This is a genomic window from Actinoplanes sp. TBRC 11911, from assembly GCF_012933445.1.
GTDB lineage: Bacteria > Actinomycetota > Actinomycetes > Mycobacteriales > Micromonosporaceae > Actinoplanes.
In genome coordinates this window covers 25,175-49,364 of record NZ_JABBNC010000025.1, presented here as the reverse complement: position 1 = coordinate 49,364, position 24,190 = coordinate 25,175, and the positions used below count along the sequence as shown (strand labels likewise).

General features: G+C 69.5%; 17 protein-coding genes. 9 read left to right on the top strand and 8 right to left on the bottom strand.

Annotated features, from left to right (window positions below):
* Positions 1-43: 43 nt before the first annotated feature.
* Genes HH310_RS28530 through HH310_RS28515 form a run of 4 tightly spaced genes read left to right on the top strand, consistent with a single transcriptional unit; the run spans position 44 to position 3,211 of the window.
* Positions 44-313 (top strand): hypothetical protein, encoded by a 270-nt coding sequence (locus tag HH310_RS28530; protein WP_169178772.1) that lies wholly within the window; start codon positions 44-46, stop codon positions 311-313.
* A gap of 24 nt (positions 314-337) precedes the next feature.
* Positions 338-1,699: a PQQ-binding-like beta-propeller repeat protein gene (locus HH310_RS28525; protein WP_169178771.1), complete on the top strand. Its 1,362-nt coding sequence runs from the start codon at positions 338-340 to the stop codon at positions 1,697-1,699.
* Positions 1,700-1,739: 40 nt separating this feature from the next.
* A complete protein-coding gene (locus HH310_RS28520; protein ID WP_248294504.1) occupies positions 1,740-2,909 on the top strand; it encodes a PP2C family protein-serine/threonine phosphatase in 1,170 nt (389 codons plus the stop codon).
* Between the two features lie 35 nt (positions 2,910-2,944).
* On the top strand, positions 2,945-3,211 hold the full coding sequence (locus HH310_RS28515; RefSeq protein WP_211192738.1) for an acylphosphatase: 267 nt from the start codon (positions 2,945-2,947) through the stop codon (positions 3,209-3,211).
* Positions 3,212-4,564: 1,353 nt separating this feature from the next.
* Here HH310_RS28515 and HH310_RS28510 read toward each other — a convergent pair.
* The 3 genes from HH310_RS28510 to HH310_RS28500 are packed head-to-tail and all read right to left on the bottom strand — an operon-like array spanning position 4,565 to position 9,956.
* Positions 4,565-5,785 (bottom strand): MFS transporter, encoded by a 1,221-nt coding sequence (locus HH310_RS28510; RefSeq protein WP_169178769.1) that lies wholly within the window; start codon positions 5,783-5,785, stop codon positions 4,565-4,567.
* Positions 5,782-6,984, bottom strand: a complete 1,203-nt coding sequence (locus HH310_RS28505) for a pyridoxal phosphate-dependent aminotransferase family protein (protein WP_211192737.1) — start codon at positions 6,982-6,984, stop codon at positions 5,782-5,784. The genes HH310_RS28510 and HH310_RS28505 overlap by 4 nt, the downstream gene beginning before the upstream one ends.
* Positions 6,981-9,956, bottom strand: a complete 2,976-nt coding sequence (locus tag HH310_RS28500) for a bifunctional diguanylate cyclase/phosphodiesterase (protein ID WP_169178768.1) — start codon at positions 9,954-9,956, stop codon at positions 6,981-6,983. Before HH310_RS28500 ends, HH310_RS28505 begins: the two co-directional genes overlap by 4 nt.
* A gap of 109 nt (positions 9,957-10,065) precedes the next feature.
* Here HH310_RS28500 and HH310_RS28495 point away from each other — a divergent pair, with 109 nt between their 5' ends.
* Together HH310_RS28495 and HH310_RS28490 are read left to right on the top strand one after the other, a co-directional pair.
* Entirely contained in the window at positions 10,066-10,944 is an 879-nt protein-coding gene (locus tag HH310_RS28495; RefSeq protein ID WP_169178767.1) for an ATP-binding cassette domain-containing protein, read from the top strand.
* A complete protein-coding gene (locus HH310_RS28490) occupies positions 10,941-11,261 on the top strand; it encodes a hypothetical protein (RefSeq protein WP_169178763.1) in 321 nt (106 codons plus the stop codon). Before HH310_RS28495 ends, HH310_RS28490 begins: the two co-directional genes overlap by 4 nt.
* Here the strand turns inward: HH310_RS28490 and HH310_RS28485 are convergent.
* Positions 11,218-11,655 (bottom strand): TIGR03668 family PPOX class F420-dependent oxidoreductase, encoded by a 438-nt coding sequence (locus HH310_RS28485; RefSeq protein ID WP_312034381.1) that lies wholly within the window; start codon positions 11,653-11,655, stop codon positions 11,218-11,220. The two genes, HH310_RS28490 and HH310_RS28485, sit on opposite strands and share 44 nt — an antisense overlap.
* Positions 11,619-12,449, bottom strand: coding sequence for an LLM class F420-dependent oxidoreductase (locus HH310_RS28480; protein ID WP_169178762.1), 831 nt, complete (start codon positions 12,447-12,449; stop codon positions 11,619-11,621). The genes HH310_RS28485 and HH310_RS28480 overlap by 37 nt, the downstream gene beginning before the upstream one ends.
* Positions 12,450-12,552: 103 nt before the next feature.
* On the opposite strand from HH310_RS28480, the gene HH310_RS28475 reads away from it, so the two are divergent.
* Positions 12,553-12,711, top strand: coding sequence for a hypothetical protein (locus HH310_RS28475; RefSeq protein ID WP_169178761.1), 159 nt, complete (start codon positions 12,553-12,555; stop codon positions 12,709-12,711).
* 263 nt (positions 12,712-12,974) lie between these two features.
* A complete protein-coding gene (gene fxsT / locus HH310_RS28470) occupies positions 12,975-16,379 on the top strand; it encodes an FxSxx-COOH system tetratricopeptide repeat protein (protein WP_169178759.1) in 3,405 nt (1,134 codons plus the stop codon).
* Between the two features lie 33 nt (positions 16,380-16,412).
* Here the strand turns inward: fxsT and HH310_RS28465 are convergent, their stop codons facing one another.
* Positions 16,413-16,592: a hypothetical protein gene (locus tag HH310_RS28465; RefSeq protein ID WP_169178758.1), complete on the bottom strand. Its 180-nt coding sequence runs from the start codon at positions 16,590-16,592 to the stop codon at positions 16,413-16,415.
* 127 nt (positions 16,593-16,719) lie between these two features.
* Between HH310_RS28465 and HH310_RS28460 the strand changes: the two genes are divergently transcribed.
* A complete protein-coding gene (locus HH310_RS28460; protein WP_169178757.1) occupies positions 16,720-17,862 on the top strand; it encodes an effector-associated domain 2-containing protein in 1,143 nt (380 codons plus the stop codon).
* On the opposite strand, the gene HH310_RS28455 is transcribed toward HH310_RS28460, so the two are convergent.
* Together HH310_RS28455 and HH310_RS28450 are read right to left on the bottom strand one after the other, a co-directional pair.
* Entirely contained in the window at positions 17,851-19,599 is a 1,749-nt protein-coding gene (locus HH310_RS28455) for an HEXXH motif domain-containing protein (protein WP_169178756.1), read from the bottom strand. The genes HH310_RS28460 and HH310_RS28455 overlap by 12 nt on opposite strands.
* Positions 19,600-21,227: 1,628 nt before the next feature.
* Complete coding sequence (locus HH310_RS28450; RefSeq protein ID WP_169178755.1) at positions 21,228-23,870, bottom strand: MGH1-like glycoside hydrolase domain-containing protein; 2,643 nt, start codon at positions 23,868-23,870, stop codon at positions 21,228-21,230.
* Positions 23,871-24,190: the final 320 nt, after the last annotated feature.

The window sequence follows — 24,190 nt, the reverse complement described above, 5'->3', positions numbered from 1 at the left end:
GGGTATCGGCCTCGCGCGTTGGGCGTAGAAAAGGGGGACCGTCATGACCGAACCGCAGGTCACACTCGATCCGGACAGCCTTGACCCGGTCGAGGACAAATTGCGCGGACCGCTCGAGGACCAACTGACCTCGGCACTGCAGGCCGCCACCGACAAAATCAGGCGCTCGTACGCCGGGGAGTCCGTCGACGAGGTAACCCGGATGCTCCTGGACGGGACGCGAGCGGGGCTGCACCCGGACATCGCGGAAGGTTTCCATCCCGAGATGTCCGAGCTGCGTCACGTGGCGGAGGCGATCGTGGCCGGGCGCTGATCGCGGCCGGGTACGTTGGCGGCCATGGTTCCGCGTTCTCGCCTCGCGATCGGTGTCGCGGCCCTGATCGCAGCCGGCACGCTCGCCGCGTGCGGTGGCGGGGGTTCCGCTCCCGCCGCGACACCAACCCGGCCCAGCGCGGAACCGCCGTCAGCCCCCGATGATTGGGCCACCTACCACGGTGACAACCAGCGGACCGGGGCCGGCGCGCCGCAACCCGCCGCCACGAAACTGGCCCAGGCGTGGCGGGCCGACCTCGACGGCGCGGTCTACGGGCAGCCCCTGGTCGTCGGGCAGCGGGTGCTGGCCGCCACCGAGAACGACACGATCTACGCGCTGAACGCCACGAACGGCGCGGTCCTCTGGTCGAGGCATGTCGGAACCCCGGTGCCGCAGTCGGCGCTGCCCTGCGGCAACATCGACCCGCTCGGCATCACCGGCACGATGGCCTACGACGCCGCGACCGGCCTGGTCTTCGCCCTGGCCGAGACCACCGGCGGCAGCCACACCCTGTACGGCGTCGACGCCGCCACCGGCCAGGTGCGTCTCCAGCGAGCCGCCGAGCCGCCGCGCGGCGACAAGATCGCGCACCAGCAGCGGTCCGCGCTGACCATCCTCGACGGCCGGGTCTACATCGCGTACGGCGGGCTCGCCGGGGACTGCGCCGACTACATCGGCTCGGTCGTGTCGGTGCCCACCCCCGGCGACGGCGCCGAGCAGAGCTACGCGATCCCGACCACCCGCGAGGGCGGCATCTGGTCGCCCGGCGGCGGCATCGTGGTGGGCGGCAAGCTCTACTACGCGGTCGGCAACGGCGAGTCGACCAGCGGCTTCGACGGCAGCGACACCGTGATCGCCCTGGATCCGGGCCTGCACCGCACCGACTTCTTCGCGCCGTCCACGTGGCCCGACGACAACGCGCACGACCTCGATCTGGGTTCGATGACCCCGGCCGTGGTGGGCGGTCAGATCGTCATCGCGGGCAAGCGCGGCGTCGGCTACGTGCTCGACCCGAACCACCTCGGCGGGCTCGGCGGCCAGCGCTCCCAGGCCGACCTGTGCACGCCGTTCGGCGGTGCGGCGGTCAGCGGCGACACGCTGTTCCTGCCGTGCAGCGACGGCGTGCGCGAGGCCACCCTGCGGCAGGGCAAGCTGGCGCTCGGCTGGCACGGGCCGTCCGGCGCCGCCGGCGCACCGGTCGTGGCGGCCGGCTCGGTGTGGGTGGTCGACTATGACGGCGGCACGCTCTACCTGCTCGACCCCGGGAGCGGCAAGGTCCGCTCGCGGCTCGACATCGGCCGGGCACCGCACTTCGCGTCGCCCACCGTCGCGCGCGGCCGGGGCTACGTGGGTACGCTCAGCGGCATCGTGGCAGTGGCTTACTGATGTCGCCGATGGAGGCCGTCCGAACCTGATGTTCGCGCCTATGGAAGCCGTCCGGCGCCTGATGGATCTGCGGCACCGGGGACGTGCCGAGGATCTGCCCGCCGTGCTGAGTTCCGCGGCCGCGTTCCTCGACGCCGACGCGGCCAGCGTGCTGCTGATCGACTACGCCCAGCTCTCGCTCTGCCCGCTGCGCGGCACCGACCCGGTCATGGCTGGACCGCAGGCGGTGGAGGGCACGGCTCCCGGGCAGGCGTTCACCACGGCGCGGGCGGTCTGGCAGGACGGCCGGTTGTGGCTGCCGCTGCTGCACGGCGCCGAACGGCTTGGTGTGCTCGGGTTGTCCGTCCGGGCGTACCCGGGAGACAACGCTCTGCGCGACCTGGAGGTGATCGCGGCCCTGGTGGCCGAGCTGATCTTCAGCCGGATGCCGTACGGCGACGCGGTCGAGCACACCCGGCGCCGGCTCCCGATGCAGCTGGCCGCCGAAATCATCTGGAACCAGCTGCCGCCGCTGACCTTCGCGGTCGACGGGACGGTCATCACCGCCGTGCTCGAGCCTTGCTACGACGTGGGCGGCGACGCGTTCGACTACGCGGCCAACGGCGACGTGCTGCACGTCGCGCTGTTCGACACGGTCGGGCACGGGATCAGCGCGAGCGACCTGACCACGCTGACGCTGAACACGTACCGCAACGCCCGGCGCTCCGGGCTGTCGCTCACCGACACGTACCGCTCGATCGACAAGTGGGTGCACGCGCGGCACGAGGGCAGTTTCGTGACCGCTGTACTGGCCGAGCTCGACACCACGACCGGCGTGTACCGGCGGATCAGCGCGGGCCACCCGGCCGAGCTGCTGGTCCGCGACGGCCGGGCGATGCCGCCGCTGCCCACCCCTACCGCACTGCCGTTGGGGCTCGGCCACATGCGTACGCGCGGGCCCGGGGTGACCGAGCTGGCGCTGGAGCCCGGCGACGCCCTCGTGCTCTACACCGACGGCATCACCGAGGCCCGCGACGAGAACGGCGCGCTGTTCGGCGCGGAGCGGCTCACCGAGTTCGCGATCGAGGCGCTGCGGGCCGGCATCCCGGCTCCGGAGATGATGCGCCGGCTGATCCACACCATCGTCTCGTACGAGAACGGGGAGCTCCGCGACGACGCCACCGCCGCGATGCTGCGCTGGCGTCCCGTGACGAGGGGCGCGGTCCGCTGAGCGGCTTCGCCGGCCGGCCGGGCCACAATCGGCGCATGGTGCGCAAACACGTGCTGGTCACGGGTCAGGTGCAGGGCGTCTTCTACCGCGACAACTGCCGCCGGGTCGCCGGCGAGCAGGGGGTCGCGGGCTGGGTCCGCAACCTGCCGGACGGCCGCGTCGAGGCGGTCTTCGAGGGCGAGCCCCCGAACGTCGACCGCATGCTCGCCTGGGCCCGCCGCGGCCCGGCCCGCGCGGTGGTGACCTCTGTCGACGTAAGCGAGGAGCCGGTCGAGGGGCTGAGCGGCTTCCAGATCGCGTGACGTGCGCGGGCCGCCGCACGCCTGTCAGGAGCAAAGGTCACCGAGGCTCCGGCACGCTCGATCCTGCCCGTCGATTCGGTTGAGTCGATAAGTTCCGACAAGTATGCATATTTTGCGATTTAGGGGTCGCGGCGGCTGGTCTTTCCCGTGCAAGTGGCCCGCCATCTTGCGTGGGGGCGCAGGCTGGCGGGCGAGCGCGGTGGCTGCCACGGCGGCGTCGCGGCGGGAAGCGGTCAGCGACGCCAGTTTGCGGAGGCGGGTGGGCGCGCTGGGCTGCCACGGCGGCGCGGGACGTCGCGGCCCGGCTCCGGTCGAGCGCAGCGCCGACTCGTATTTCAGCATATATCCGGTATTTCTGGCAGCCCATGATGGGCTATCGCGGCGTTCGGGTGCGGCACGCGTCGTGAAGTGTCCAGCTTTCGTAACTGTTCAGCTGGTTCCGTCGGCCGGGAGCCCCCGTGCGAGGCGGCGCCGCCAGGTCCGGGCAGGTCCCAGCTCCCCACAGTGGCCGCCCCACCCGGGCGTGGGGAGCCGCGACGCCGAGGAGGTTGCGGTTGCCCACACCGCAGCCACCCCCACCCCCGTGTGGGCAGTCGTGACGCCGGGAAGGTTGCGGTTGCCCACACCGCAGCCACCCCCACCCAGGTGTGGGCAGTCGCGACGCCGAGGAAGTTGCGGTTGCCCACAGCGCAGCCACCCCCACCCCCGTGTGGGCAGCCGCCACGACCGGAAGGTCCCGGCTCCCCACAGCGACGGCCCGCGCAGGTCAGCCGTGCAAGGAGGCCAACTCATCGGAGCGTGAGCGGCGCGAGAAACGGCTGAACAGTTCCGGCTTTTGGGATGGGCGTCCGCGAAGTGGGATGGGCGTCCACATCGTGAATTTGAGTCCGCGATGTGGGATTAGAGTCTCAAGTGGACGGAGTTTAATCGGGATATATGCCTTTTGTGCTCCGCATTTTCGCCGTCCAATGCGAACCTTGGAGAGTTATGGCTCGTATGTGGGCGTAACTCTCCAAGGTCGCGAAAATGTCCACCATGCGGTCTGCGATGCCCACATTGCAGGACGCGGGCGGGAACAGCTGGGCAAAACCGGCGCGCGGCGATGTGTCATGTCGCCGCACCCGCGACGCCGACGGCCAGCACCAGCAACCAAGCCCGCCGGCCTGGGGAAAGGGCCGGCGGTGCTCGACGCCGCCGGGAGACACTCGCGGGAGATACTCGCGGGAGACACTCGCGGGAGACGCTCGCCGGAGACGCTCGCCGGAGACATCGCACGCGTGCTGGCCGAGGCGGACCGGGAACGCAACCGGAGCCGGTCACGCGTGCGACTGGTTGACGGATTCTGGGCTGCTTTCAGAGCGCGTGGCGGGCCTTGTAGATCTCGGGGGCCCGCATCCCCGGCAGGAACAGGAAGCCGAAGGTCACCAAGGCGCCCAGGACGCCGGCGCCGATCAGGGTTTCGCGGACGCCGAGGGAGTGCGCCACGGGGGCGGCGAACGCGTACGACAACGGCAGCAGGGCGGTCGAGACGAACCAGTCCACGCTGGACACCCGGCCGAGCATGCCCTCCGGGACCAGCTTCTGCTTGGTTGTCGCCCACGCTACCGTGCCGGCCGCCTCGAGGCCGTTGACCAGCACGCACGCGGCCGCCAGTTGCCAGGTCGAGGTGGCCAGCCCGTACCCGGCCACGGCCAGCGTCGCAACGGCCCACGCGGCGTACAAGTAGGTCATGGTCAGCCTCGGCAAGCCTAGCCAGCCGACCGTGAGCGCCGCCAGGATCGCGCCCAGGCCGCCCGAAGTGAGGATCAGGCCAAGCTGGGCGGCGCTGCCACCGAGCTCGTGCTTGACCACGTACGGGAGAAGCACCTCGGTCGGGCCGACGAACAGCAGATACGTGAACGTGGCGCACAGGAACGTGCCCCAGAGCCATACGTGCCGGCGTACGTAATCGACGCCTTCTTTCATTTCGTGCCAGAACGACGAGCCGGCCGCGGGCAGTGCGGCGACCTGGCTCATCAGCAGGAGGCAGAGCGCGGAGAAGGCGAAGGTTGCCGCGTTCGCGGCGAACGCCCAGCCGGAGCCGCCGACCGCGATCACCGCGCCGCCGAGCAGCGGGCCGAGGATCTGCAACCCGGCCGGCCGCACGAACTGGTCGAGCGCGTTGGCCGCGACCAGCTCCGACGCCGGGACGAGCCGGGGCACCAGACTGTCGAACGCGGGGCCGAAGAAGCCGGCCGCGGCGCCGTACCCGGCGATGAGCACCAGCATCAAGGGCAGCGTCAGGAGCCCGGAGAGGCTGAGCATAGCGAGACCGCCCATGATCAGGCCCCGGAGAAGGTCGGAGACCAGCATGATGTGGCGCGGGTCGTAGCGGTCGCTGACCACGCCGCCGAACAGCAGCGTGGCGATCTGCGGCACGGACAGCGCGACGCCGACCGCGGACATCGCCGCGGGCACGCCGAACAGGTCGTACACCTGCCAGGCCAGCGCCACGAGCAGGATGCCGTCGCCGATCAGCGACGCGCTCATGCCCGTCCACAGCAGCCGGAACTGCCGATGCCGCAGCGCGGTCACGACCGCCGCAACCGCCCGGCCGCGGCCAGCTCGGTGATCACCGCGTTCAGCGAGTCGATCTCGTCGTCCGTGTTGGCCGCGGTGACCTGCACGCGGAAGCCGACCTGGTCGCGCGGGACCAGCGGGTACGCGGCGAGCGTCACGTAGATGCCGCGGTCCCAGAGCAGCTTGCCGACCGCGTCGATGTCCCCGCCGTGGGCCAGCGGCAACTCGATGACCGGCGTGCAGCCCACGTTGGGGGTGTAGACGCCGGACGCGCGTACGTGGTCGAGCACCCGCATGGTCTTGCGGTAGAGGTCCGCGCGGATCTCGTCGCCGCGCTTCTCGTTGACCTCCATGCCGGCCAGCACGGTCGCCAGCGAGGCGGTCGGCGCCGGTCCGGAGTAGAGGTAGGGTGCGGCGGCGACCTTGAGATGGTTCTTCAGGCCGGTCGGCAGGGCCAAAAAGGCCAGCAGCGACGAGTACGCCTTGGAGAAGCCCCCCACCAGCACCACATTGTCGTACGTCTCGCCGCTGTACTTGACGATCGAGTTGCCCCGGATCCCGTACGGGGAGATCTCGTTGGCGGCGCGCTCGCCGATGACGCCGAAGCCGTGCGCGTCGTCGATGTAGAGCGTGGCGTCGTATTCGCGGCACAGCGCGGCGAAAGCGGCGACGTCCGGTGCGTTGCCGGTCATCGAGTTCACGCCGTCCATGGCCACGATCTTCGGCACGCCGACCGGGGCGTGTCGCAATTTTTCGGACAAATCGGAAATGTCGCCTGAGGCGAACCGCTGGACGGTGGCGCCGAGCCCACGGGCGTACATGGAACCGTCATAGATTGTCTTGTGTGCCTGGCTGTCCAGGAAGACATGGCCGTCGCCGGCCAGGATCGGCAGCACCGACATGTGGATGTGCGTGATCGTCGGCAGCACCAGCGTGTCCGGCGCGTCGAGCAGCGCGGTCAGCTTCTCCTCGATCTGCGGGTAGAGCGCCGGGTTGCCGAGCAGCCGCGACCAGCTCGGGTGCGTGCCCCAGCGGCGTACCTCGGGCTCGATGGCCGCCATGATCTCCGGCTCCAGGTCGAACCCGAGGTAGTTGCAGGACGCGAAGTCCGACAGCCAGTGGTCACCCACCCGGATGCGCCGGCCCTTGATCTCCTCGATCGTGGCGTCGAACATCGGGTTGCTCAGGCGCAGCCGCTCCAGGTCGGCGATCATGACAGTCCTCTCGTGCTGATCAGGAACTCCTCGGGAGAAACCGGCTTGCTGAACAGGTAGCCCTGTCCGAAGTGGCAGCCCATCTCGACCAGGGCGGCCCGGTGTTCGTCGAGTTCGATGCCCTCGGCGACGACCGTGAGATCGAGCGTGCGGGCGAGCCGGACGATGGTGTCGACCAACGCCATCTGCTGCGGGTTGGCCAGGATGTCGTCGATGAACGACTTATCGATCTTCAACACGTCGACCGGCATCTGGCTCAGATACGACAGCGACGAGTAGCCGGTGCCGAAGTCGTCGATCGCGATCCGGATGCCCATCGCGCGCAGCTCGCCGAGATCCCGCCAGACCTGGTCGGCGTCGTGCAGCACCAGGCTCTCGGTGATCTCCAGCAGCAGCCACTCGGGTCGCGAGCCGGTCTCGGCCAGCACCGCCCGCACCTGGTCGACGAACCCGGCGGTGCGGAACTGCCGGGCCGACACGTTCACGCTGACGTAGCGCAGGTGGTCGTGGTCGCGGCGCAGCGAGGTGAACATGTGCAGCGCCTCGCGCAGCACCCAGCCACCGATCGCGACGACCGCGCCGTTCTCCTCGGACAGGTCGATGAACTCGTTCGGGCCGAGCAGGCCGCGGTGCGGGTGCTCCCAGCGGACCAGCGCCTCCATCCCGACGACGTCGCCGGTCGGCAGGTCCACGATGCTCTGGAAGCGCAGCCGCATCTGGTTGCCGGGCACCGCCTCGTTGAGCGCCGCGCGCAGTTCCATCCGGCGCACCATCGCCTCGTGCAGCTCGTCCTGGTAGCTCTGCCAGGTGTTCTTGCCCTCGGTCTTGGCCATGTACATCGCCAGGTCGGCGCGGCGCAGCAGCTCGCTGATGCCGCCGGACTCGGCGCTGGTGGCGATGCCGACGCTGGCGGCGCCGCTGACCATGTGGGTGCCGCCGGCGCCGTCGCTGACCTCGAACGGCGCGCCGAGCGCGGCGACGATCCGTTCCGCGACGGCCTCCGGCTCGCCGTCGGCGACGTGCTCGATGAGCACCGCGAACTCGTCGCCGCCGGTCCGCGCCACCACGTTCAGCGGGCCGACCACCTCGGCGATGCGCCGGGCCACGGTGATCAGGAGCTGGTCGCCGGCCGCGTGCCCGAGCGAGTCGTTGACCTCCTTGAAATCGTCCAGGTCGACGAACAGGACGGCGGTGGTCGCGGTCGCCTGCTCGAGCCGGCTCTGGAACAGCGCGCGGTTCGCGAGCCCGGTGAGCGCGTCGTGGTACGCCTGGTGGGCCAGGTCGCTCTCCAGCCGGCGACGCTCGGTGACGTCCCGGATGGTCACCACCAGGCCGCCCACCGCCGTCTCGTCGCGCAGGTCGCGGCAGGTGCACTCGACCTGCAGCAGCAGGTCGTCGCCGGAGACCGCGGTGAGGTCGACGCCGTCGCGCACGCCGCGGCCGGCGCGCACCTCGTCCAGCAGGTGCCGCAGGTCGTTGTGGTCGGTGCCGGCGATCAGCCGGTACAGCGAGGTGCCGGCCAGGTCGGTACGCCCGAACACCGGCAGCGCCGACGGGCTGGCGTACCGGATGGTCTCGTCGTCCCCGACGATCATGATGACGTCGGAGGCGCTCTGGATCAGCGCCCGGAAGTAGTCCTCGCTGTCGCGCCGGTTCACCTCGGCGGTCATGGTGATCCGCTCGACCGCCATGATGCCCTGCGCCATCAGCGCGTGGAACGACTGTTCCAGCACGAGCAGCAGGTCCTCGTCCGCGGCCAGGTAGGCCATCTTGCGCCGGCCGGAGCTCACCAGCTCCGCGTAGAGCGCGGCGCGGTGCGGCGCGAAGATCGACGTCTGGTCCTCGACGGACACCCGGCGGGTCGGGCCCATCCCGCTGGGCGCGCCTGGGGCGTCCTCGCCCAGCAGGTGGAAGACGTACGGCCGGCCGCTCGGCACCAGACCGGCGACGGCCTTGCGGACCGCTTCGCCGGCCTCCTTCTCGGTGGTGGCGGCGACCAGGTCGGCGCCCGCGATGCGCAGCAGCCGCTCCCGTGCCGCGGTCTCGCGCTGCGCCTTCATGAGCCCGGCGACCCGGGCCATGACCAGCAGGAAGATGCCACCCGAGGCGGCCGCGATCATGGGCGCGTCGCCGACGGTGCCCCGCAGATCCTCGACCAGCAGCACGACCGGGGCGATCAGGGCGGCGAGCGACATCACCGCGATGCGCCGGCCACCGGCCACCCCGGGGGCGACGTCGCCGGTCGTCATGTCGCGCATCGACGGGTGCAGCGCGGCGAGCGCGGTCGAGGCGTAGAAGATGATCCAGCCCGAGTCGGAGGGACCGCCGACCTGGAACGTGCCGGCCACCTGGCCCAGCCCGTAGACCGCGTCGGCGACCAGCTGGCCGACCACGCCGGCCACCAGCAGATGCAGCGTGACCGAGCGGCGGCCGCCCACGGTGATCAGGCGCGCGACCATCGCCAGCGCCAGCAGGTCGCCCAGCGGGTAGCCGACGGACGTCAGCTTCGCGAGCAGGCCGAGCTGGTCGTCGTGCACGTACGGCGCGATCAGGAAGACCCAGGAGAGCAGGCTGAGGCCGGCGGTGGGCACCAGAGCGTCGAGCAGGGCCGCGCGGTTGCCGGTGGCGGAGCGGGCCCGGATGAAGATCAGCAGCGCGATGGCCTGCAGCGGATACGCGGTCAGGTAGAACAGGTCGGCCACGCTCGGGAACGGGTGGTCCTGGCCCAGGAACTCGGTGAGCACGTTGTAAGCAGTGTCACCGGCGGTGAAGAAGGCGATCATCGCGGACAGCAGGTACCAGGGCAGCCGCCGGGACGGACGGTGCTTGCGGACACCGGCGAGCACGGCGACCGCCGCCGGGAAACCGATCGCCGCCCACGCGTACATGTGCAGCTGCGGCAGCGCGTAGAAGACCGCCGTGAGGGCGATGATCCACGCGCCGAAGCACAACTGCATGCGGGCGGCCGACATCCGTACTCCGTTCTGAGCTGGGACTCTTTGAATCGGCATTCCGAGCCTGATGCTGAAGGTCCCCCCGCCCCGTTTCCGGTCAAGATCGCGACCGCGATAATGCCGGTCGATGATCCACATCCGGCAGCTCACCAAGACCTACGGGCGGGTGACCGCCCTCGACGACGTCACGTTCAGCGCGGTCCCCGGCCGGGTCACCGGCTTCCTCGGCCTCAACGGCTCGGGCAAGACGACCACGTTGCGCATCCTGCTCGGCCTGACCCGGGCCACCTCCGGCGCCGCGCTGATCAACGGACAGCCGTACCGGGACCTGGACTCGCCGTCGCGTCAGGTCGGCGCGGTCCTCGAGCAGGGAATCTCCCATCCGGGACAAACCGGGCGCGATCATCTCGTCACTCAGGCCTTGCTGAGCGGCGCCGGCCGGGCGCGGGTCGAGGAGTTGCTGTCGTACGTCGGTCTCACCGCGGCCGCGCGGACGAGGACCGCCGAATACTCGCTCGGCATGCGGCAACGGCTCGCCATGGCCACGGCCCTGCTGGGCTCGCCGTCGGTCCTGGTGCTCGACGAGCCCGGCAACGGCCTGGACCCGTCCGGGATGGCCTGGCTGCGCGGGCTGCTCCGGGAGCACGCGAGCAACGGCGGCACCGTCCTTCTCGCCAGCCACCTGCTCGCCGAACTGGAACAGCTCGTCGACGACGTGGTGATCATCGCGGACGGCCGGGTGCGGCTGACCGCCCCGCTGGTCGAGGTGGCCGGCGGCGGCGTGCCCCGGCTGCGGGTGCGCGGCCGCGACCCGCACCGGCTGTGGCAGGCGTTCGAGCGGGTCGGCGCCACGGTGACAACCGACGGCCGGCACCTGTACGTCTCCGGGTTGTCCGCCGAGGACGCCGGGGACATCGCGTTACACGTGCGGGTGCCGGTCTACGAGCTGGTCCCGGAGACCCCGAACCTGGAAGAGGTCTTCCTGAACCTGGTGGGTGGCCGATGAGTGTGCTGCGCAGCGAGCTGTACCGGACCGCGACCCTGCGATCGAGCCGGTTGTCGCTGGTGGTCGCCGCGGCGGTGGGTCTGGTGGCCGGCTGGTTCGGTGCCTGGTGGTTGCTGGCCGGGCTGGGGGCGCTGGCCGTGGCGGTGCTGACGACCGTGCGGCGCTACCGGCACCGCTCGGCCATCCTGGTGTTTCTGGGGCAGCCGAACCGCCTGCGCGTGCTGGGGGCCAAGTGTCTGGCCGCGGCGCTGGTCGCTGTCGTACTCGCCGTGGTCAGTGAGGTTGTCGCGCTGCTGACCAGCTTGACCACCGGGTGACCGTGATCTCCAGGAACGGTCCGGCCGGCGGGGCCGACCGATACTGCTCGTATCGGTCGACCAGAGCCGCCAGCGCCTGCGGGGAATGGCCGGTCACCCGGGCGGTGCCGTCCGCGCGTACCCACCACAGCCGCGACCAGTCGTCCTCGTAGTGGTCGGCGAGGACGCTCACGTGGGGATTGGCGGCGATGTTCGCGAGGCGTTTGAGGTTCCTGGTGCGTTTGGGTTTCGCGTCCACCGCCGAATAGATCATGCCGTTGGCGAGGGCGAACACCATGGGCACCAGGTGCGGGACGCCTTCGCGGTCGACCGTGGCGAGGCGCGCCACCGGCACGCCGGCGAACCGCTCGGCCGGGGTCAGCGGCCGGTCAGCTCCCCGATCGCCTTCTCCCACTTCTCCAGGGCCGGTTCGACGATGCTCCACGGTCCGGACGGTAACCACACCGAGGCCCGATGGAAACCCGCCTCCCAGCAGCGTTCCAGCGCTTTCGGGTCGGCCGGCACGCTCAGCATCTGGAACTGCAGATAGCGGTCCGCTCGCGCCCGCAGCAGGGCCACGCGGTCGAAGACGTCGGGGTCGCGCCACTGCGGGAACCAGCCGTCGCCGTACTCGAGCACGCGGTCCTCGACCGTCGGCCCGCCGCCCCCGACCAGGATCGGCGGCCACGGCTTCTGCGCCGGTTTCGGGTAGCTCCAGATCCGGTCGAAGTCGTGATGCTTGCCGTGGAAGGTGGCCTCGTCGCTGGACCAGATCTCGCGCATCGCCTTGATCCGCTCGGCCATCAGCGACAGCCGGGTGCGCGGGTCGGTGCCGTGGTTACGCATCTCCTCGCGGTTCCAGCCGGTGCCGACGCCGAAGTCGAACCGGCCGCCGCTGAGGTGATCGACGCTGGCGACCTCCTTGGCCGTGATGATCGGGTCGCGCTCGATGACCAGGCACACGCCGCTGCCGATCCGGATGCGGCTGGTCGCCTCGGCCGCCGCGGTCAGCGCGACGAAAAGATCGTAGGTATGCCAGTACTTCTGGGGTAACCGGTCACCGCCGGGCCACGGGGTCTCCCGGCCGGCCGGGATGTGGGTGTGTTCCGCGAAATAGATGGCCGAGAATCCGTGCTCTTCGGCCCGGCGGGCGATCTCGCCGGGCCGCAGGCCGTCATGGGTGGGGAAGTATCCGACGCCGAATTCCATGCGCCGATCCTATGAACCGGACAGTGACCTGTGTCGTTTGGAGGCTGAGTCGTCTTGCGCAGCCAAGTCGTCTTGTGGAGCCAAGTCGCGAAGGGAGAGACCGATGATCATCGCCATCGCCGTCCTCGCCGCCCTGCTGATCGGCTTCGTGGCCGGTCTGGTGAGCTTCAAGAAGTCAAACGAGTACTGCGACCAGCACGGGGTGACGCGCATGTGCCCCATCTGCACACCCGGGCTCGCCGACCGGCACGTCTGCCGATAGCCGAAAGTGCACACCACCGCGTTCGATCGTTCGAGCACGTCGGGCCCTCCCTTCGTGTGAACCCTTTGGGCCGTATCGTCCCTACCGCGGAGTAGGACTAGCACCATCCACGATGGCCGATCAGAATCTCCGGGTCCGCTAGGCGTCGAGTCACTCACCCGCCCTTTGAAGGCCAGTGTGGGCGGTGCATGATGGGGCGAGGTGCCGGTCAATGTTTTAATGGCGTTTTGGGTCCCGGAGATGGGAGAAGATCGGTGGCGCAGGTGATCAAGAGAAACCCTGCCGCCGAACTCAACGATGCGCTGATCACGGCGTTGACCGAGATCCCTTTCATGAACGCCCTGGCCGATCGCCGCCTCCTGCTCCAGCTCGTGCGCCGGACGACCGACGAGTTCCCGGATGTTCCGGAGAACGACGTGAACCGGTTGCACGTCATCCAGATCGTCCTGGCCTGCCTGCAAAAGCGCGGCGGACTGCGCGCGCTGACCGATGCCCTGCTGACGATGGCGCCGGACGCCACCGGCAGCAAGCGGGCTGTCGAACTGATCCGGACGGCCTCGCTCAACAGCTTGCTCACCGAGGCTCAGGTGCGCCGGATTCACGAGTTGCTCAAGCGCTCCGAACGCGAGACGGATCATGCCGATCGCCGGTGGTGGCGGCACAGCGCCGGCGAGGCCTCGATCGAGATACCGGACGGGGTCGTCACCCTGGTCGCCGCGTTCGACCACCTCGGCAACCGGCCGGTCCAGCACCAGCGCATGCCGGCCGCGCTGCTCCTGGTCCAGCACGTCGCCCAGCACACGAGCGGGCCGCTCGAGGTCGAGCTGAACCTTTGGGCAAGCGAGTTGGCGGAACACCTGGAACTGGAGGACTCTCCGCGACTAAGGTCGGTCCCCTCGGGCGCTGACCCGGGCCCGCCGATCGTCGTCGCCACCACGCCTGAACTGCACGAACCCTCGACCGACCCGACCGGAGACGCGACGGAGCCAGCCCGGGAACAGGACGCCGGAGGGTCCGATGATAGCATCACCTCGGACATGTCCGATAAATCAGACAATACGGAAATGATGGAAATGATGGCGGCGGCGGACGGCAGAGTCTCCATCGACGACCTTGAACGCGACGCGAGTCCCCAAGGAGATGCGATGCCTCCCGTCGCCCAGACGACGCCAGTGGTCCCGCTCCCGAAAGTCTGGGGCGACATCCCGCAGCGCAATCCGAATTTCACGGGGCGCGAGTCGCTCCTCGAAGACATACACGAGAAGCTGTCGCGGACACAGCAGACCGCGGTCCTCCCGCAGGCGCTGCACGGCATGGGCGGGGTCGGCAAATCCCAGGTCGCGATCGAGTATGTGCATCGTCACAGCTCGATCTATGACTTGATCTGGTGGGTGTCCGCCGAACGGGAAGCCCAGATCCTGACGTCCCTCACGCAGCTCGCGTTACGCCTGAACCTCGACGTCAGCCCCGAGGCCAATACCGCGGTGCCGGCCGTACGCGAGGCGTTGAGCACCGGTTCCAGCGGCTACCAGAACTGGCTTCTCGTCTTCGACAACGCCGAAGCCCCGCAGGACGTCATGAAGTACTTCCCCACCGGTGGCGCCGGCAAGATCCTCGTCACGTCGCGGGATCTCGACTGGGGACGCGTCACCCGGTCGATCGAGGTCGATGTCTTCACCCGCGAGGAGAGCAAGGCCTTCCTGCACGGCCGCAACCCGGATCTCTCCGACGACGACGGCGACCGGCTGGCGACCGCACTGGGCGACCTCCCCCTGGCGATCGAGCAGGCGGCCGCGTGGCGCTCGGCCACCGGGATGTCCGTCGACGAGTACCTGTCGCTGCTGGAGGCCAAGCGGATCGAGGTGCTCGAAGCAGCGCCGTCGCCCGACTACCCGGACTCGGTCGCCGCGGCGTTCGAGCTGTCACTGGAGAAGCTCAAGACCGTCAACCCGGCCGCCCTGCAACTGCTGCAGATCTGTTCCTTCTTCGCACCCGAGCCGATCTCCCGGGACCTCTTCGCCGGATCTCCGGTCGCGCCGATCACCGAAGAGCTCGACGCGACGCTGAGTGACAGCTTCCGGGTCAGCCGCGCCATCCGTGACATCCAGCGCTACGCGCTCGCGAAGATCGACCACGCCCGCAACGCCCTGCAGATCCACCGCCTCGTGCAGGCCGTGCTCATCGGCCGGATGTCGGAGAACGAGCGGCTCGTGATGCGGCGCGGAGCGCACACGCTGCTGGCGAACAACACGCCGAACAACCCGAGCCGGCGTGGCGACTGGCGGCTGTACCAGGCACTTCAGCCACACGTCGCGGTCTCCCGCGCGGTGGAGTCGCCGGACGCCCGGGTGCAACAGCTCGTGTCGGGCGTCATGCAGTTCCTGTACTACTGGGGCGATCACGCCGGCAGCGAGGCGCTCGCCCAGGAGGCTCTCGAGTGGACGCGAAAGAGCAACGGCCCGGCCGCGCAGCAAACCTTGAAGGTGGCGAAATGGCTCGGCTTCATGCGATGGAAGAACGGAAAGTACGCCGAAGCGCGTGAGCTGAACGCGCAGTCGCTAGCCCTCTACCGCGAGAACTTCGGGGACCAGGAAGAGGGCACCATCGACGCCATGAACATCGTGGCCAACGACCTGCGTACCAGCGGTGAGTTCGTGGCCGCCCGGGACCTCGACGAGGAGACGGTCGCACTGGCCCGGCGCGAGCTGGGCGAGGACGACCCGGCCACCTTGAACTTCGCGCACAGCCTCGGGGTGAGCCTCCGGTTCAACGGCGAGTTCAAGCGGGCGGCCGAGGTCGACGCCGATACCCTCCGGCGCCGCGAGATCGTGCTCGGCAGCGACGACGAGGCGACGTTCAACACCCACGCGGCGTTGCTGATCGACCTGCGCGAGAACGGCGCGTTCCTCGAGACGGTGCCGCGCTTCGACGCCCTGTACCGGCGCGTTCTCGCGACCTTCGACCAGGACGCCCCGGCGACGCTGCAGGCCGCGCGGTATCTCGCCATCTCCCGGCGCAAGGCCGGCGACCACAATGGCGCCCGGGCACTCGCCGCGGACACGCTGGACCGCTATCGCCGTCGTTACGGCGACGACTTCCCGGACACCATCGCCACGGCCGTCAACTACGCCATCGACCTGCGTCAGGCGGGTGAGCTGGAGGCGTCGAGAGACCTGGCCGCGACCACCTTCGTCAGGTATCAGCGCATGTTCGGTCCGAGCCACGCGTACACCCTCAGCGCACGGACGAATCTCGCCATCGTGCACCGTCTCAGCGGCGAGACCCAGACGGCCTACCAGCACAACTCCGACGCCTGGACGAAGCTGCGGGACGCGCTGGGCGCGGACCACCCGGTGACGCTGACCTGCGCCACCAACCTCGCCAGCGATCTGCACGCTATGGGCCGCTTTCAGGAGGCGTACGAGCGGGACACCGACACGCTGACCCGCTCGGAACGCGTGCTGGGCACCGAACACCCGTCGACGCTCGCCGTCGGCATCAACCTGGCGCTGGATCTACGCACCCTGGATCGAACCAATGAGGGCGACAAGATCCTGTCGGACACCATGACGCGGCTGCGGGCCAAGCTCGGCGAGCAGCACCCGGCGACCCTCAACGCGCTTCGGAGCATTCGCGCGGACTGCGACGTCGACCCGATGCCGATCTGACGCTCGTCCCGGTGGGCGGGTTGGCCGACTCCGTCAGTCGACCCGTCCGGGTGGGCCCTGACCGCCGAGGTTTGACCGGGGGCGATCGACCTGCTCGAGCAGCTGCTCGACGGAATCTGCCAGGGCGGCGCGGTCGCATTGGTCCAGCGTCGCCAGGGAGAACTCGGAGAGATCGATCAGCTCGGTCTCGACATCGGCCGGAGAAAGATCCACTGCGCGATTCCTCCTTGATTCCGAATGCCGGGCAGGGATCCGCCCACGTCACTATCCCACACGAGAGCCGCAGTTCGGGAAAGTTTACCCCTGTACTTCGCGATGCTCGCGTGTCACGCTGGCCGACGTGCGCGAACATCCCGGTGACATCCGATATGAAGCGTCCCAGGTCGGCATCGGAATCATTACCGCACTCCCGGTGGAGAGGCTCGCGGTCGAGCAAATCTTGGACGATGTCGTTCCGGTTCAGTTCGACGGCGACCATCATCCTTATCGGATAGGCACGGCGCCGAGTCGTGATCCGTTGCGGCCGCACGTGATCGCACTGGCCCAGCAGACGTCGGACGGCACCCGCGACGCCGCCTGGTTGTGCGGCCACATGCCACACACGTTCACGAGTCTCCAGACGATCGCGATGTGCGGTATCGCGGGCGGGGTGCCGGGCAAGGATGTCGACCTCGGTGACATCGTGGTGGCGACCGAGGTCGTGGACTACCGGCACGAGCGTCTCGTGGACGGAAAGCACACCGTACGGGCGAATCTGCAACGGCCCGGCACGGTATGGATGAACGCCGATCACGAGGTGGAGGCGTACGAGCTGCAGGGTTTGGCGCCCTGGATGCCGTTGCTCGACACCTCGGAAGTCCTGTTTAGACGGCCGGACGCCGGGAAGCCGCGCGCGCACCGCGGCCGGGTGGGCAGTGCCGATCTCCTGGTACGCGACGCCGTGTTCCGTGACGGTCTCGCCGATGACTATCGCATCCTGGCGTTCGAGATGGAGGGTGCCGGGATCGCGATCGGTGCCCACCTCGGGGACCGTCCGTGGTTCATGGTCCGGGGCATCGCCGATCACGGCGACAACGCCACCAAGAACGACATCTGGCACCCGTACGCCTCGCTGACCGCCGCCGCCCACCTCAGATCGGTGCTCGCGCAGTGCAACCCGTTCCGGCCCGGCGGTTCGAAGGGCACCGGGAGAGCCGGCCGGAATCCGCTCGACGCGATGACCAAGGCGCTGGTGGGGCTGAGCGTCATGCAGGACGACATGCAGCGGCGGGCCGTCCTCAATCAGCTTCCGTCGAGTATCCGCACGCAGATCCCCGAGAACGCGGTGGGCCGCCTGCACATCATCGGGATCATCCAGGCCTGCGAACGCTTCCCGGACGGCCTCGACCAGCTGCTCGGCGCCCTGGGACGCACCCTGGGCGACGACGCGGCCGAGTTCGTCGCGGTCGAGCGGACGCTGCGGGCCAACTGGTCAGGTCAGTGACGGCACGGTTCGGGCCAGCCACTGCGATACGGCAAGGGGCTCGACGTCCTCGCCGTGCGCCCGCAGCGCGTCGAACAGCGCCCGTACCCATTCCGGCCGGGAGCGCAGCGGTTCCTCGCCGGTGGTGATGCTCAGGCCCGCCCACGCGTGCGGATCACCGGGCTCGGCCGCGACATCCCGGCGGTAGGCGTCGCCGGCCAGCTTGTCATCGCCCGACATCACGGCGACGTCGGCTGGTGCGGCACCCAGGCGGTCGGCTCGTCCGACGAGGTGGGCGCGGGCCAGTTTTTCCCAGCCCAGCGACCACCGCGCGCTCGTCGCGGCGGGCGTGATCGCGTCCCGGAGGGAGCCGAGTCCGGCCGGGTCTCCCGCGGGCCAGGCGGTGGCGAGCGATCGCACCTGGTCGTCGTCCGGGTGCAGGTAGCGGAGACGCCATTCGGCGCGGTGCGAACGGCAGACGACCTCGGCCGACGACGCGGCGACCGGGTCGATCAGCTCGGCGTCCCACGATCGCACCTTCGCCGCGAGTCCGTTCACCAGGCTGCGGCCGGCGGTGGTGAGCCCGGCGGACGCGGTCAGCGCGACCAGTGCCTCCCGCACCTGCCCGCCCGCGTAGGCGAACTCGAAATCCGCGATCCGGCGGTGCATCCCGGCCGAGACGAGCCGGCGGGTGCGCCAGAAGTCGGCGATGCCGTAGAACGCGTACACGCCCTGCACCAGCCCGGCGAGCGGCCGCGGGTCGTCGCGCCAGGGCGCGTGGTGGATCGCAGCGCCGTCGTCGTCGGTCAGCGGCATCAGATGGAGCAGCCCGCCGAGCTTGATGTGCTGGAATTCGTGCACGAGCGACACCGCGAGGTCGACCTCGTCCTCCGGCGGCGAGATCATCACACTGCCGAAGGCCTCACCGGTGGAGGCGCTGCGCGTCGTGCCGAGCTCGTCGACGGGAAGCGGCACCAGGCTCACGACGCCCTCGGCCAGCGCTCGCGCCGTGGCGGGGTGGTCCTGGCAGAGGATCGTCCAGGCGCCGTCGAGCAGTTTCACCCAGCGGGCGACGTCGTCCTCGTCGAGCCGGTCCGGGGCGACCGGGTCGGCGAGCTCGCGGGACGGGTCGATGTCGTCCAGATAGACCGACAGCGCGAGGTCGCCACCGACCCGTAGCCGCCGTAGTGGCCACCAGCCGTCGGCCTCGTCGTCCGGCACGACGAGGGTCTGACCATCGTGCTCGAGGCGGATCTGTCCCGCGGTGCAGGTGGCGACGGCCGTCGAAGCTTTCTGGTCGTCGTCGAAGTACGCCATGCCGAGCGTCGGAAGCATGACCCGGCCGTTGCGGAGTGGCACCGAGGTCTGCCAGTCCCGGCCGGCCCGCGCGTTGGTCACGAGCGCGAGCGTGTGCAGCACGCCGGCGTCCAGCCAGAACGGCACGTCCGAGGTGGCTTTGCCACGCTTGCGACGCAACGTGTACGCGGCCCAGGAGCCGACCTGCGGGTGCAGCAGCAGCGAGTCGTCACCGGCACCCGCCAGCACCGACCACGCCGCCGCGGCGGGCGGCAGCGGTCCCATGTCGTCCTCGTTCAGGGATTTCCGCACGGTGTCGAGCAGGAGTAGCCGCCGGCTGCGCTGCCCCGCCCACAGTGTCCGCAGGGTCGCCACATCCCCGCCGCCCGCGCAGAGTTCCGCGAGCTGACCGGCCGGAATGCGGTGCTTGTCAGGGACATGACCGGCATTGTCACGGTGCATCACACAGACTCTCCCACTCCGCCCAGCGAGGATCGATGCTCATCGTGATCGTACGCATACACCTCGCTATACATCACGACGGTCCGACGACAAGGCACGCCGACCAGCGCCATGTGGAGCGACTTTCCGCGTTGGGGGTCACGGCGCAGATCGACTTCGCCGCCGGCGCCGTCAGGTGTGCCGGCTTTCCCGCTCGCACCTCCGCGCACGCCGACCGCACCGCACGCACCCTCCCCGCGCGCTATCCTCACCGCTCGCACCCTCCGCGCACGCCGACCCCACCGCACGCACCCTCCCCGCGCGCATCCTCACCGCTCGCACCCTCCGCGCACGCCGACCCCACCGCACGCACCCTCCACCCACGCCGACCGGTGCCCACGGCGGCTGCGATCGTGGCGTATCGCTGGCCGGGATGGCAGCGCGGCGGCGTGGATGCGCGTTGCTCCCTGGCGGCAGCCGACCCAGCCTGGCCAACCGGGGTGTCTGCCACCGTTAGCAAGTCGGAAATGTCGCCCAGCGTGGGTCTGGCGGATGGCGTGGCGCGGGCTGAAGTCGGATTGGCCCGCGCCGCACCACCGCGGGCGTCGCCGTCGAGCTTTCCGAAGTTGGCGCGCCGGGGTTGTCATCGTCCGACAAGTCGGAAATGTCGGACAGGGCGCACCGCGTGATACTCACAATGTGGGACAGGGGTCCGTTGTGCGGGACCCGCGACCGCATCGTGGTCACCGCGGCCACGATGCGGGATTTTCGTCCATTTTGGAGCTTCTTTTCTCCGCTCTCGTGCTTTTTGTTCCCTAGCTTTCGCTGCAAATTCGTGGACCTTGGAGAGTTTATGGCTCGCATGTGGGCGCAACTCTCCAAGGTCGCGCGAAAGTCCAGAATGTGTAACTGTTCAGCTGCTTCCGTCGGCCGGGAGTCCCCGTGCGAGGCGGGGCTGCCAGGCCCGGGCAGGTCCCAGCTCCCCACAGTGGGAGCCCCACCCGGGTGTGGGCAGTAGCGCCGCCGGGGAGGTTGTGGTTGCCCACACCGCGGCCACCCCCACCCGCGTGTGGAGAGTCGCGACGGCGGGGAGGTTGTGGTTGCCCACACCGCGGCCACCCCCACCCGCGTGTGGAGAGTCGCGACGGCGGGGAGGTTGTGGTTGCCCACACCGCGGCCACCCCCACCCGGGTGTGGAGAGTCGCGACGGCGGGGAGGCTGTGGTTGCCCACACCGCGGCCACCCCCACCCGGGTGTGGGCAGTAGCGACGGCTGGGAGGCTGTGGTTGCCCACACCGCGGCCACCCCCACCCGGGTGTGGGCAGTAGCGACGGCGGGGAGGCTGTGGTTGCCCACACCGCGGCCACCCACAGCGGGTGTGGGCACCTGTCACGGCCGGAACCTCCCAGCTCCCCACAGCGACCGGCCTAGCAGGTCCGCCACGGAAGGCCGACGCATCGCAGGGTGAGCGGCGAGAACCAGCTGAACAGTTCCAGAATGTAGTCGGGATGGCCGCATAGTGGGATTGGCGCGGCAGCCGGGGCACTGCGGCAACGAGACATGAGGCCACCGCCGCAACGAGGCCTAGACCCACCGCCACGACGCGACCGCGGGCGCTCAGATTCGCAGCGGGCGGGGCGTGGGGGCGGCTACGACGGGGCCGGGCCTCGGGGCAGGGTGAGGATCAGGTCTACTACCAGGGCGGACCAGCCCGTCTGGTGCCAGGCGCCCAAGCCCGCGCCGTTGTCGCCGTGGAAGTACTCCGGGAAGACGATCAGGTCCTTCCAGTCGGGGTGGGTCTGGAGGAGTTTGGTGGCGCCGAAGATGGGGCGGTTGCCCTCGGCGTCGGGGACGAACAGGCCGATCAGGCGGCGGGACAGGTCGTCGGCCACCTCGGACAGTGGCATGCGGCGGCGCGAGCCGGTCGGGTACTCGACGATGAGGTCGTCGCCGAAGAACGCCGCGTACTCGCGCAAGGCCTCGATGAGCAGGTAGTTCACCGGCATCCAGACCGGGCCGCGCCAGTTGGAGTTGCCGCCGAACAGGCCGCTGGTGCTCTCCGCGGGCTCGTAGTCGACGGTGAACTCCGAGCCGCCCAGCGACACGGTGAACGGTTTCTCCAGGTGCGCACGCGAGAGAGTCCTTATCCCGTACGCGGAAAGGAACTCCTCGGGGTCCAGCATCCGGGCCAGTACCCGGAGCAGCTGCTCGGGGCCCACCATGGCGAGCAGGCGCTGTTGCCGGCCCTCGGGTGACAGGCGCCGCGCGCTGATCACGTCGGCGTACTCGCCGCTCTGGGTGTTGAGCAGCCAGCGCAGGCGGGCGTTCAGTTCGGGCAGCCGATGCAGCGTGCTCGCGCTGAGCCGGGTGGTCGCCGCGAGCGGGAGCAGACCCACCACCGAGCGGGCCCGCAGCGGCATCCGGTAGCCGTCCGGCAGGCGTAGCTGGTCGTAGAAGAAGGAGTCCTCCTCGTCCCAGAGTCCCTGCTGGTAGGAGGACTCGGCGATGTACGCGAAGTGCTCGAAGAACTTCGTCGCCACGTCCTCGTAGGTGCGGTCGTGCAGCGCGAGCCGGATCGCCATGTCGAGCAGGTTCAGGGCGTACATGGCCATCCACCCGGTGCCGTCGGACTGTTCGAGCACGCCGGCCACCGGCAGCGCGGCGGAGCGGTCGAACGGGCCGACGTTGTCCAGGCCGAGGAAGCCGCCCTCGAACACGTTGAGGCCGCCGATGTCCTTGCGGTTCACCCACCAGGTGAAGTTGAGCAGCAGCTTGTGCATCACGCGGGCGAGGAAGTCGTAGTCGCGGCCGCCGTCGATCTCGAAGACCCGCAGGGCGGCCCAGGCGTGCACCGGTGGATTCACGTCGCCGAACGACCATTCGTACGCGGGAATCTGGCCGTTGGGGTGCATGTACCACTCGCGGAGCAGCAACAGCAGCTGGGACTTCGCGAACGCCGGATCCACGCGCGCGATCGAGACACAGTGGAAGGCCAGGTCCCACGCGGCGTACCAGGGGTACTCCCACGGGTCCGGCATCGAGATGATGTCGAAGCTGTTCATGTGCCACCAGCCGTTGTTGCGCCCGTACCGGCGGCCCGGCGGTGGCGGCGGCGAACCGGGGTCGCCGAGGAGCCACTGTTTGACGTCCAGGTGGTAGAACTGCTTGCCCCACATCAGCCCGGCGATGCCCTGCCGGGCCACGGCCGCCTCCTCGGGGCCGGCCGCCGCCGGGATCAGCTCGGCGAAGAAGTCGTCGGCCTCGGCCCGCCGGTCGCGCATCACCGCCTGCCAGTCGTCGCGCAGGTCCAGCGGTTCCGGCTCGTCGTCGGCCTGGATCAGGCGCAACCGGATCGTGCGGCTCTGACCCGCCGCGAGGATGAGACGGTAGTGCAGCGCGCCCTTGGTGCCGACGTTCGCCGGGTTCACCGTGGGCGCGCCGGAGATCAGGTGGTCGTTGATCCCGTCCTTCGGGTACATGCTGTGGCCCGGCTGGCCCCACAGCCGTTGCGCGTTGGTCTCGTTGTCGCACAGCAGGGCGTCCGGGGCGTCGGCGCCTTCGAGGACGATGTGGCCCAGCGACCGATGCGTTCCGGCGAGCCGTCCGGGACTGCCGGCGATCTCCGGGACCGGGCGGTTCGGCATGCCCCAGGACCACGTGTTGCGGAACCACAGGGTGGGCAGCACGTCCAATGTCGCCGGCGCGGGACCGCGATTGGCGACGGTGACGGCGATGCACATGTCGGCCGGGCCGGCCTTCGCGTAATCGACGGTCACCTGCCAGAACCGGTCCTCGTCAAAAACGCCGGTATCGATCAGCTCGTACTCGGTCTCGGCCCGGGAACGATGACCGTTGACGTGCACCAGTTCGTCGTACGGGAAAGCGGTTTGGGGGTAGTGATATCGCCATCGCATCCACGAATGGGTCGGCGTGGAGTCGAGGTACCACCAGTACTCCTTGGCGTCCTCGCCGTGATTTCCGCTGTCCCCGCCGAGGCCGAACATCCGCTCCTTGAGAATGGGGTCGCGGCCGTTCCAGAGGGCCAGGGCGAAGCAGAAGATCTGCCGGTCGTCGCAGATCCCGCCCATCCCGTCGTCGTTCCAGCGATAGGCACGCGAGCGGGCGTGATCGTGCGGGAAATAGTCCCAGGCGGTGCCGTGCTCGCTGTAGTCCTCGCGGACCGTTCCCCAGGCACGCTCGGCGAGGTAGGGGCCCCAGGCGCGCCAGGGCTGCTCGCCCGAGTCGGCCTGTTCGAGGCGTAAGCGTTCGGCCACGACGCGTCTCACCCCCATACCCGCGATTCTGCCCGACACCGGCGCGTTCCTCAGCTTCTTCCGGTCCTACCTGGATACGCGCGAGTTAACAGGTTATTCGAGCATGAGCTTGCGCACAGGATGCGTTGGATGACACATCACCAATTCGGTCAAGGTTGATTCATTCATGTGTCGCGTGCGCCCCACGGGCCGCCCGGTTTCACTCCGGCGGGAGCGGGAAGCCGCCCTGCTGAAGGGCTTCCTGCGTAACAAAGGAATCAATAAAGAGATACCCGTGCGTAGCAAGTGAGCTCTATGAAGAGTCGCCAATCACCCTTCCGAAACGGATCATGCGGTGC